The sequence below is a fragment of the Pseudomonas sp. R62 genome (assembly GCF_000257605.1).
GTDB classification, from domain to species: domain Bacteria; phylum Pseudomonadota; class Gammaproteobacteria; order Pseudomonadales; family Pseudomonadaceae; genus Aquipseudomonas; species Aquipseudomonas atacamensis.
Map to the genome: position 1 here is coordinate 539,254 of NZ_JH635998.1, position 10,060 is coordinate 549,313.

Below are 10,060 nucleotides of genomic sequence, written 5' to 3' on the forward strand. Positions count from 1 at the left end.
GCACTTCCTGCAAGCTGCCGAGCTTGGCCGCTTCGAGGAGCATGCGGCCCATGCGCGGGTCGACCGGCAACCGCGCCAACTGGCGACCGAGCGGCGTCAGCTGGCTATTGCGATCCACCGCCGACAGCTCTTGCAGCAGGTTGAAACCGTCGCTGATTGCCTTGCCGTCCGGTGGCTCGATAAACGGGAACGCGGTGATTTCACCGAGGCGCAGATGCAGCATCTGCAAAATAACGGCGGCGAGGTTGGTGCGCAGAATTTCCGGATCGGTAAATTCCGGGCGCCCAAGGAAGTCCTCTTCGCTGTACAAACGCACGCAGATACCCGGCTCGACCCGGCCGCAACGACCTTTACGCTGATTGGCGCTGGCCTGGGAAATCGCTTCGATCGGCAAGCGCTGCACCTTGGCCCGATAGCTGTAGCGGCTGATGCGCGCGGTGCCGCTGTCGATCACATAGCGAATGCCCGGTACGGTCAGCGAAGTCTCAGCGACGTTGGTCGCCAGCACCACGCGGCGGCCCGGATGCGACTGGAAAATCCGCTGCTGTTCAGCCGGCGACAGGCGCGCGTACAGCGGCAGGATTTCGGTGTGCTTGAGCTGGGCCTTGCGCAGCATATCGGCGGCGTCGCGAATCTCCCGCTCGCCGGGCAGGAACACCAGCACATCGCCGGGGCTGCGCCGTTCGCTGCGCTCGTAGGCGGCGATTTCGTCGAGGGTGGCGAGGATCGCCTGATCGACGGTGAGGTCGTCCTCGACCCGGTTGCCCTCTTCGTCCTGCTCCAGCGTCAGCGGTCGATACCAAGTTTCCACCGGGAAGGTACGGCCCGATACTTCGACGATCGGCGCGTCATCGAAGTGCTTGGAGAAGCGCTCCAGATCGATGGTCGCCGAAGTAATGATGACCTTCAGGTCGGGACGGCGTGGCAGCAGGGTTTTCAGGTAGCCGAGGAGGAAATCGATGTTGAGGCTGCGTTCGTGGGCTTCGTCGACGATGATCGTGTCGTAGCGTTCCAGATAACGATCGTTCTGGGTTTCCGCCAGCAGAATGCCGTCGGTCATCAGCTTGATCAGGGTGTTGGCATCGCTCTGATCCTCGAAGCGCACCTGATAGCCGACCAGCGCACCGAGCGGCGTGCCGAGCTCTTCGGCGACACGGCTGGCGACACTGCGCGCGGCGATCCGACGCGGCTGGGTATGGCCGATCAGACCGTGCTGGCCGCGCCCGATTTCCAGGCAGATCTTCGGCAACTGGGTGGTTTTGCCCGAACCGGTTTCGCCGGCGATGATCAGCACCTGATGTTGCTCCAGGGCCTTCTTGATCTCGTCGCGCTTGGCCGCGATCGGCAAACTGTCGTCGTAACGAATCACCGGCAGGCTCGCGCGGCGCGCCAGCACCTGATCACAGGACGCCTGCATCCGCACCACCCACTGTGCCAGTTTGGCTTCGTCGGGTTTCTTGCGCAGCTCAAGCAACTGCCGCCGCAGCCGGTGACGGTCGGCGAGCATGGCGTGATCGAGGTTTTTCAGCAGTTTGTCGATGGAGGGCGATTCGTCGGTCATCGGGTAGGCAATTCGGTCGTCTATTTATGCAGGGGGCGGATTGTGGCAGAAAAGCAGCTGCAAGCGCCAAGCTACCAGCCGCAAGTCACTGCGGCTTTCAACTTGCAGCTTGAAGCTTGCCACTTGCAGCTGCGTCTTGTTATTCGTTGTCGAGGCCCTTGCGCCGGTATGGGAAGACGTCGATGACCTTCCCCGCCCGAATCGCCTCCTGCAAGGCCTTCCAGTAATCGGCGTTGTACAACTCGCCATGCAATTGATCGAACAATTTCCGCTGCCCGGCATCGGCAAACAGGAACGGCGGAAACTCCTCGGGAAACACGTCCAGCGGTCCGATCGAGTACCACGGCTCGGAGGCCATTTCATCCTCCGGCGTGCGCGGTTGCGGGATGTGGCGGAAGTTGGCTTCGGTCAGGAAGCAAATTTCGTCATAGTCGTAAAACACCACGCGCCCGTGACGGGTGACGCCGAAGTTTTTCAGCAGCATGTCGCCGGGAAAAATATTCGCCGCCGCCAATTGCTTGATCGCCAGACCGTAATCTTCCAGCGCTTCACGTACCTGGGCGTCGTTGGCATTTTCCAGATAAAGGTTGAGTGGGGTCATCCGCCGCTCGGTCCAGCAGTGGCGAATCAGCACGGTTTCGCCTTCGACCGAAACCGTCGACGGCGCGACCTCTAGCAGTTCCTCCAGACACGCCGGATCGAACTTGCTCAGCGGAAAACGAAAGTCGGCAAATTCCTGGGTATCGGCCATACGCCCGACCCGATCGACGCTTTTCACCAGACGATACTTTTCGATCACCGTAGCCCGGTCGACGTTCTTCGACGGTGAGAAACGGTCCTTGATGATTTTGAATACGGTGTTGAAACCCGGCAGGGTGAACACGCTCATGACCATGCCGCGCACGCCCGGGGCCATGATGAACTGATCGTCGGTGTTGGCCAGGTGATTGATCAGCGCGCGGTAGAACTCCGATTTGCCGTGCTTGTAGAAGCCGATCGAGGTGTACAGCTCGGCGATGTGCTTGCCCGGCAGAATGCGTCGCAGAAAACCGATGAACTCCGCCGGCACCGGTACATCGACCATGAAATACGAGCGGGTAAACGAGAAGATGATCGACACATCGGCTTCGTCGGTGATCAACGCATCGATCTGAATGCCCCGACCTTCGCGGTGCAACAACGGAATCACCAACGGCCATTGCTCATCGCGGGTGTAGATGCGCCCGACCAGATACGCGCCCTTGTTGCGGTAAAGCACCGAGGAAAACAGCTCGACGCTTAGCTCCGGGTCCTTGCACACCCAGTCCGGCAGGTTCTCGCGCAATTGCGCTTCGAGCCGCAGCAGGTCGCCAGGCAAATCGGCGTAATCTTCGCTGAAGCGGTAGTCGGCGAAGATACTGGCGAGCATGGCGGACAACTGGCCCTGCGGCTTATAGGTGCGGGTTTGCGCAGCGCGGGCCCGGCGCAGGCTCGGGCGCGTGGTGTGGATGAACATGCAGCCGTCGCTGATCAGGTCGTGGCTGAACAGCCCGCAGAAAATCGAGTTGTACCAGGTTTCGGACAGCTCATCGTCGAAGCGCAGGTCGATCACACTGATGTAGGCGCTTTTCACCAGCGGCCAGCAGCTGACGTTCATCAGGGTTTCGTCATCGAAATACTCGCGCAGGCGAGCGACGGTTTCGCCAACCTTTTCTTCGTACAGACTGATCCGCGCCGCCGAGGCGGCCTGGGCTTCTTGCCAGCGCGCCTGTTCGAAACGCTCCCGCGCGCCGTCGGTGATGCGGCGGAAATGCTCGCGGTAATCGTCGAAGCCGGCGAGGATCATCCGGGCGATCTCGGTGGCTGGCCATTGCTGCGACATAAATGAAACCTCGGCGGGAAATCGATTCGTTTGAGCTTAGTCACGGAACCGTCCGCAGGAAAAGCGCAATTTCTGCCAAAACCGATACGGGGTTGACCGTTGACGGGGTTTCTCGTGCCGATGCATCGGCAAGCAGAATTAAAAGCCCGTATAGCGGTTGCCATGATCCGGACGCTCGGCAACACTCTCGTCCCGATCAAGGAAGGAGCCCGCCGTGAGCCCTGTCGATATTTTCCGTATGTTGTCGCTGGCCGCTATCTGGGGCGCGAGTTTTCTGTTCATGCGCATCATTGCCCCGGTGATCGGCACGATCCCGACCGGTTTCTTTCGGGTGTCGATCGCGGCTGCCGGGCTGCTGGTGATCCTTGGGCTGATGCGCATCAGCTGGGATTTCAAGGGCAAGCTGAAAACCGTGATGCTGCTTGGCGTGATCAACTCGGGGATTCCGGCGACGCTGTATTCGGTTGCCGCCCAGGTATTGCCGGCGGGCTATTCGGCGATCTTCAACGCCACGACGCCGCTGATGGGCGTGTTGATTGGCGGTTTGTTCTTCAGCGAAAAGCTCACGGCGGCCAAGCTCAGCGGCGTGTTCCTCGGTCTGTTCGGCGTCGGTGTGCTGACGCGCGCCGGTCCCGTAGCCTTCGATCTGCAACTGCTGATGGGCGCGGTCGCCTGCCTGCTGGCGACCACTTGCTACGGCTTTGCCGGATTCCTCGCACGGCGCTGGCTGGATCACGCCGGTGGGCTGGACAGCCGTTTGTCGGCATTGGGCAGCATGCTCGGGGCGACGTTGTTTTTGCTGCCGTTGTTCGCCTACAGCACCATCACTGCGCCGCCGGTCAGTTGGGGTGGCTGGCAGGTCTGGCTGTCGCTGCTCGGCCTGGGTCTGGGTTGCACGGCGTTTGCCTACATCATCTATTTCCGCCTGCTCAGCTCGATCGGCCCGGTGAAATCGATGACCGTGACCTTCATGATCCCGCCGTTCGGCGTGTTGTGGGGGGCGTTGTTGCTGGATGAGCCGTTGTCGATGGCGCACATTTATGGCGGCGTGCTGATTGCGGCGGCGTTGTGGCTGGTGTTGAAGCCGGCGGTGGTGAAGCCTGCAAAGGCGTCAGTCCGTTAGATTTGCTGCCGCAGATATTCGCGAGCAGGCTCGCTCCCACAGAAAAATACATTCCAATGTGGGAGCGAGCCTGCTCGCGAAAGGCGGCGCAACAAGCGCCACCTGCCTATCGGCTATCCGGTTTTACGGAACACAAATACCAATCCAACAATGATCAGCAGCATCCCCAGCACACCCAACGCCGCCAGCCGATTACCGAAAATCAGGTAATCCATCACCGCCGTCACCGCCGGCACCAGATAGAACAGGCTGGTGACATTCACCAGATTGCCCCGCGCGATCAGTCGATACAGCAACAGCGTCGCCAGCACTGAAACCACCAGGCCCATCCATAACACCGGGACGATGAAGCCCGCGCTGTGCTCGAAGTGAAACGGCTGAAACGGTACGAACACCGCGCACAGCAACAGGCCGGCCAGGTACTGCACTGGCAGCGTGCCGAGCGGATTGTCGGTGATGCGTTTTTGCATGATCGAGCCGAGCGTCATGCTCGCCAGCGCCAGCAAACCGAACAGCATGCCCGCCCAGGACATTCCAGCCAGACCGATCCCTTGATAAACCACCATGACCAGCCCGGCCAGGCCCAGCGCCAGGCCGAACAGGCGGCTCGCCGAACGCTGCCGTTCCATCAAGACCACGGTGAGGATCGGCTGAACGCCCATGATCGTCGCCATTACCCCCGGCGTGACTTTGCAATCCAGCGCCAGCAGATAAAAGATCTGATAGGCCCCGAGCAACACCAGTCCCGTGGCGATCGCGAACAGCATCGGCTTGCCACCCTTGGGCAGCTTCAATCTCAGCAGCGGCGCCAGCAACACCAGCCCGCACAGGGCGATGGCGAAGCGAATCAGCAGAAAGGCAAAGGGCGAAGCATGGACGAGGCCCCACTTGGAGAAAATCGCCCCGCTGCTCCACAGCAGAACGAACAGGCTCGTGGACGTCGCCGCGAGCGCGGATTGTTTCGAAAGGACACACATGAATACCACCTGTAGTCAGGCAAGAAGCCAACTCAGCCGAAGCTGAAATTCAGTAGGTTGTTCTGGCGGGCGCAGGGGTCAGCAGAAACTGCCGATCAACCCCGCACACCAACGCCCGGCGGCGAAACGACTGCGCACACCGGCGTGCTACTGACAGGTGGAGGGTAATGACTGATCTGCACAGGCTGCCGTTTCCCGCACGGCACGACGCCAGCGTTGACCGCTGAATCGACTACCGCGTTGATGACGGATGCAGGCATGAATGCTGATCTTTATTGAGGAAATGAACGCGCGAGCCATGCGGCTCGCGGGCTGACTATAACCAGCCCGGGACACAGATTGCAATGACTTGGGCGAAGGGCCGGTAGCGACAGTCTGGCGCCGGGTGGTTAGGGTTATTGGCGTGGTAACGGATTGTCAGGAGACATGGAATGCAAGAGATCATATGCCAAGGGAACGGACGTATTTGCGGTATCAGGTTTATCGGTCGGAGGCGAGGAAGCGGGCGGGTGTTGCGACTGCGCAGATGCGATGCATTTCGGGAGCCGACATGTCTGAAGTCCGCTTTGAGCCTATTGATGCTGAAGCACTCGCAGTTTATCAGTCTTGGGACGACCCGATTTTCTCGTGGGAAGACGTCGTCGTCTGGAAAGCTCGAGAACCTCTGTCTCTGGATATCGCAATCTGGTTTGAACAAGAGCTCTGCGGGCTATGCTTCGCAAATCCCAACAATAGCCGCCAGCGGATTCGCATCGTGCGACTGGAGGGCAAACCCGGAAAGGCTCACCCGCTGAAAAACCGAATAGCCGCTTTGGCATTGCTCGCCATCGACGAATTCGCCCGAATTATTGGCAGCCAAGTCATCGAAGTTCAGGAACCTATGCCGGGAGCCATTCCGGTTTATCAACAACTCGGCTTCACATTTGATGTGCAAGGTCGCCTTGTTCTACCAGTGGAGAGTAAAGTATCGTGACATCTGTTCATTTATTGACCAGCGAGGGAGGGAGTATGCGCAAAGTCGTAAGAAAATCCCCAAGCAAGAAGGAATTGCGCGAGCCGGTGGAAAAGCTTGATCGACTGGAGTTATCCGCGAATCAGCGCCGTTTTCTGCAGGTCCTTGAAAACGGAACCGACGTGACCGAGCCCAACCTGCTCGCCGGCCGTCCTTGAACCCATCAATAAAAAACCGCTCCCGAAGAGCGGTTTTCTATTGTCTGTTCCAGCCTCAACCAAACAACCAATACCCCAGCAACGTCAGCACCAACACCGCCAGCACCGGGCGCATTACCCTGTAGGCCTTGGGATGCCGGCGCTTCCACTGCTTGACCACGCCGCTGAAACGGTCGCTGAAGTTCTTGCTCCAGGCATAAGCCTGGTTGATGCCGCCAACGCGTTCATCATCAAGATTCTGCGGCGCGGTGGCGCGGCCGAGCCAGCCGCTGATGAAGCGATTGATGCGGGTCATCAGGCGGTTGCTCAGCGGGCGTTCGATGTCACAGAACAGAATCACTCGAGTCTGAGCGGTTTCATTCTTGACCCAGTGCACGTAGGTCTCGTCGAACATCACGTCATCGCCGTCGCGCCAGGCATAGACCTGACCGTCGACGAAGATCCGGCAATCGTCGGAGTTGGGTGTCGACAGGCCGAGGTGATAACGCAGGGAGCCGGCGAACGGGTCACGGTGCGGATTGAGGTGACTGCCGCCCGGCAGCAGCGCGAACATCGCGCCCTTGACGTTGGGTATGGCACTGACCAGCGCCACGGTTTTCGGGCAAAGAGCTTCGGCCGATGGCAGCGGTTTGTCGTACCACTTCAGATAGAAACGCTTCCAGCCCTTCTTGAAGAACGAACCGAAACCCGCATCGTTGTTCTTCTCGGCGGCGCGAATGTAGCCTTCGTCGAACAAGTGCAAGGCTTCGTCGCGAATGGTTTCCCAGTTGTCGCGCAGTACATCCAGCTCCGGAAACTTGCTGCGATCCAGATACGGTCTGGATGGCACTGCGGAAAACAGGTACATCAACGCGTTGTACGGAGCAAACAGTGCGGAGTGGTTGACGAACTGGCGCAATACCGGCAAACGCGCCTTGCCGCGCAAATGCACATAGAGCGTGCTGCCCAGGAACAGCAACAGCACAAACGCCTTGGCGGCAAACGAAACGGTCATCAACGACTCCTTGAATAAAGACAACGCTGCGCAATGCCCTTTTCCCGGCATGGCAGCCGGCCATGATAAACACTACCGGCTCCGGGAAAAACCCGCCTGACACAAGATTCAGTGTTAAGCATTACGCAACAAAGCCTTTATTAACATGCAGCGCCTGAACCTTGGCTGACTTGAATCAACAGGCTTACTGCTGGTTCTCCTGCTCGGTGAACAGGTCACTGAACAGCATGCTCGACAGATAACGCTCGCCCGAATCCGGCAGCACCACGACGATGGTTTTGCCCTGCATCTCTGGTTTCTCCGCCAGACGCACCGCCACCGCCATGGCAGCACCGCAGGAAATCCCGCACAAAATCCCCTCTTCCTGCATCAGGCGCAAAGCCATGGCCTTGGATTCTTCATCGGTCACCTGTTCGACGCGATCGACCATCGACAGATCAAGATTCTTCGGCACAAAACCGGCGCCAATGCCCTGAATCTTGTGCGGGCTCGGCTTGATCTCGGCACCGGCCAACGCTTGCGTAATCACTGGCGAAGACGCCGGCTCGACGGCCACCGACAGAATCGGTTTCCCGGCGGTGTTCTTGATATACCGCGAGACACCAGTAATGGTTCCACCGGTACCTACGCCAGCCACCAGCACATCCACGGCGCCGTCGGTGTCGTTCCAGATTTCCGGGCCGGTGGTCTTCTCATGAATTGCCGGGTTGGCCGGGTTATCGAACTGCGCCGGCATGAAGTATTTGTCGGCATCGCTGGCGACGATTTCCGCAGCTTTCTCGATGGCACCCTTCATGCCCTTGGCCGGCTCGGTCAATACCAGTTCCGCGCCCAAGGCTTTCAGAACCTTGCGGCGTTCGATGCTCATCGATGCCGGCATGGTCAGCATCAATTTATAGCCACGCGCAGCGGCAACGAAGGCCAGACCGATACCGGTGTTACCGGAAGTCGGCTCGACAATGGTCATGCCCGGCTTGAGTCTGCCGCTGCTTTCGGCGTCCCAGATCATGTTGGCGCCGATTCGGCATTTGACCGAGTAACCGGGGTTGCGCCCCTCGATCTTGGCCAGGATGGTGACCCCGCGCGGCGCGATGCGGTTGATCTGGACCAGCGGCGTATTACCGATGGAATGGGCGTTGTCAGCGTAAATACGGCTCATGGCTGGGTCCTTATGCAGCGTTGAATTCAGCCTTCCAAGGTAAGCCCGTTGCCGATCACAGTCCAGTCGGGTCGAACGTCTGCAAACGCGCGGAGTCAATCGCTTTGAATCGTCAAGCCACACTCTTGAAGGAACAATGGCATGAAACGTCGTTACAGCTGGCCGCTCTGGACCCTGGCGGGTGTCGTGGTGCTGCTGGTCGCCCTGCATTTCGCCCTGCCCTATCTGGTACGCGACTACCTCAATGACAAGCTCGCGGACATGGGCGATTACCGTGGCCAGATCACCGATGTCGACCTCGCGCTGTGGCGCGGCGCCTACAAAATCAACGGCCTGAAGATCGTCAAGGTCGACGGCAAAGTACCGGTGCCGTTCGTCGATGCGCCGTTGATCGACCTGTCGGTAAGCTGGCATTCACTGTGGTACGACCATGCCGTGGTCGCGCAGGTGCAATTTCTCAACCCCGAAATCAACTTTGTCGACGGCGGCCCCAACAAACAGAACTCGCAGACCGGTCAGGGCACCGACTGGCGTGAGCAGTTGGGCAAGCTGCTGCCGATCACCCTCGATGAAGTGCAGATCAACGACGGCCGTATCACCTTCCGCAACTTCAATTCCAAGCCGCCGGTGAACATGAACGCCAGCAACGTCAACGCCAGCATCTACAACCTGACCAATGTGGTCGACAAGGAAGGCAAACGCGACGCGCGCTTTGAAGGCAAGGCGTTGCTGCTAGGGCACGCGCCATTGGAAACCACCGCCACCTTCGATCCACTGAGCAACTTCGAAGACTTCGAATTCCGCCTGCGCGCCCGTGACATCGAGCTCAAACGCATGAACGACTTCGCCGCCGCCTACGGCAAATTCGATTTCAACGCCGGCCACGGCGATGTGGTTATCGAAGCGAAGGCAGAGAAAGCCCGACTAACCGGCTACATCAAACCCCTGCTGCGCGACGTCGACGTATTCAACTGGCAGCAAGACGTCGAAAACAAGAACAAAGGCCTGTTCCGCTCAATCTGGGAAGCGCTGGTCGGCGGCACCGAGACCGTGCTGAAGAACCAGAACAAAAACCAGTTCGCCACCCGCGTTGAACTCAGCGGCAATGTTCACCAGCAGAACGTCAATGCCTTTGAAGCGTTTCTGCAGATTTTGCGCAATGGCTTCATCCAGGCATTCAATGCGCGGTACGAACGGCCGAAGCCAGATGAGGAT

Annotated in this window: 9 protein-coding genes; 4 read left to right on the plus strand and 5 right to left on the minus strand. The window is 59.2% G+C overall.

All coding sequences use genetic code 11. The features are described 5' to 3' along the window. Both hrpA and aceK read right to left on the minus strand, forming a co-directional pair. The coding region (gene hrpA, locus OQK_RS03890; RefSeq protein ID WP_038860526.1) for an ATP-dependent RNA helicase HrpA at window positions 1-1,561 on the minus strand (1,561 nt) is incomplete at its 3' end. Window positions 1,562-1,700: 139 nt separating this feature from the next. After that, window positions 1,701-3,422 (minus strand): bifunctional isocitrate dehydrogenase kinase/phosphatase, encoded by a 1,722-nt coding sequence (aceK, locus tag OQK_RS03895; protein WP_016771208.1) that lies wholly within the window; start codon window positions 3,420-3,422, stop codon window positions 1,701-1,703. A 214-nt stretch (window positions 3,423-3,636) separates the two neighbouring features. On the opposite strand from aceK, the gene OQK_RS03900 reads away from it, so the two are divergent. Beyond that, window positions 3,637-4,545, plus strand: a complete 909-nt coding sequence (locus OQK_RS03900; protein ID WP_016771209.1) for a DMT family transporter — start codon at window positions 3,637-3,639, stop codon at window positions 4,543-4,545. Window positions 4,546-4,658: 113 nt separating this feature from the next. On the opposite strand, the gene OQK_RS03905 is transcribed toward OQK_RS03900, so the two are convergent. Continuing rightward, window positions 4,659-5,522 carry a DMT family transporter gene (locus tag OQK_RS03905; protein WP_016771210.1) on the minus strand — a complete coding sequence of 288 codons (864 nt, stop codon included), beginning with the start codon at window positions 5,520-5,522 and terminating at the stop codon, window positions 4,659-4,661. A 550-nt stretch (window positions 5,523-6,072) separates the two neighbouring features. On the opposite strand from OQK_RS03905, the gene OQK_RS03910 reads away from it, so the two are divergent. Beyond that, window positions 6,073-6,495 (plus strand): hypothetical protein, encoded by a 423-nt coding sequence (locus tag OQK_RS03910; RefSeq protein WP_319636907.1) that lies wholly within the window; start codon window positions 6,073-6,075, stop codon window positions 6,493-6,495. Between the two features lie 35 nt (window positions 6,496-6,530). Then, window positions 6,531-6,692, plus strand: a complete 162-nt coding sequence (locus tag OQK_RS30735) for a hypothetical protein (protein ID WP_016771212.1) — start codon at window positions 6,531-6,533, stop codon at window positions 6,690-6,692. A 55-nt stretch (window positions 6,693-6,747) separates the two neighbouring features. On the opposite strand, the gene OQK_RS03920 is transcribed toward OQK_RS30735, so the two are convergent. Together OQK_RS03920 and cysK are read right to left on the minus strand one after the other, a co-directional pair. Continuing rightward, on the minus strand, window positions 6,748-7,686 hold the full coding sequence (locus tag OQK_RS03920) for an aspartyl/asparaginyl beta-hydroxylase domain-containing protein (protein ID WP_016771213.1): 939 nt from the start codon (window positions 7,684-7,686) through the stop codon (window positions 6,748-6,750). 184 nt (window positions 7,687-7,870) lie between these two features. Further along, window positions 7,871-8,845 (minus strand): cysteine synthase A, encoded by a 975-nt coding sequence (gene cysK, locus OQK_RS03925; RefSeq protein ID WP_016771214.1) that lies wholly within the window; start codon window positions 8,843-8,845, stop codon window positions 7,871-7,873. 141 nt (window positions 8,846-8,986) lie between these two features. Between cysK and OQK_RS03930 the strand changes: the two genes are divergently transcribed. Continuing rightward, the coding region (locus tag OQK_RS03930) for a DUF748 domain-containing protein (RefSeq protein WP_016771215.1) at window positions 8,987-10,060 on the plus strand (1,074 nt) is incomplete at its 3' end.

Coding starts and splice junctions, on each gene's coding strand:
- OQK_RS03905 (WP_016771210.1), bottom strand. CDS start 5,522: ATGTGTGTCCTTTCGAAACAATCCGCGCTCGCGGCGACGTCCACGAGC.
- OQK_RS03920 (WP_016771213.1), bottom strand. CDS start 7,686: ATGACCGTTTCGTTTGCCGCCAAGGCGTTTGTGCTGTTGCTGTTCCTG.
- cysK (WP_016771214.1), bottom strand. CDS start 8,845: ATGAGCCGTATTTACGCTGACAACGCCCATTCCATCGGTAATACGCCG.
- OQK_RS03910 (WP_319636907.1), top strand. CDS start 6,073: ATGTCTGAAGTCCGCTTTGAGCCTATTGATGCTGAAGCACTCGCAGTT.
- OQK_RS30735 (WP_016771212.1), top strand. CDS start 6,531: ATGCGCAAAGTCGTAAGAAAATCCCCAAGCAAGAAGGAATTGCGCGAG.
- aceK (WP_016771208.1), bottom strand. CDS start 3,422: ATGTCGCAGCAATGGCCAGCCACCGAGATCGCCCGGATGATCCTCGCC.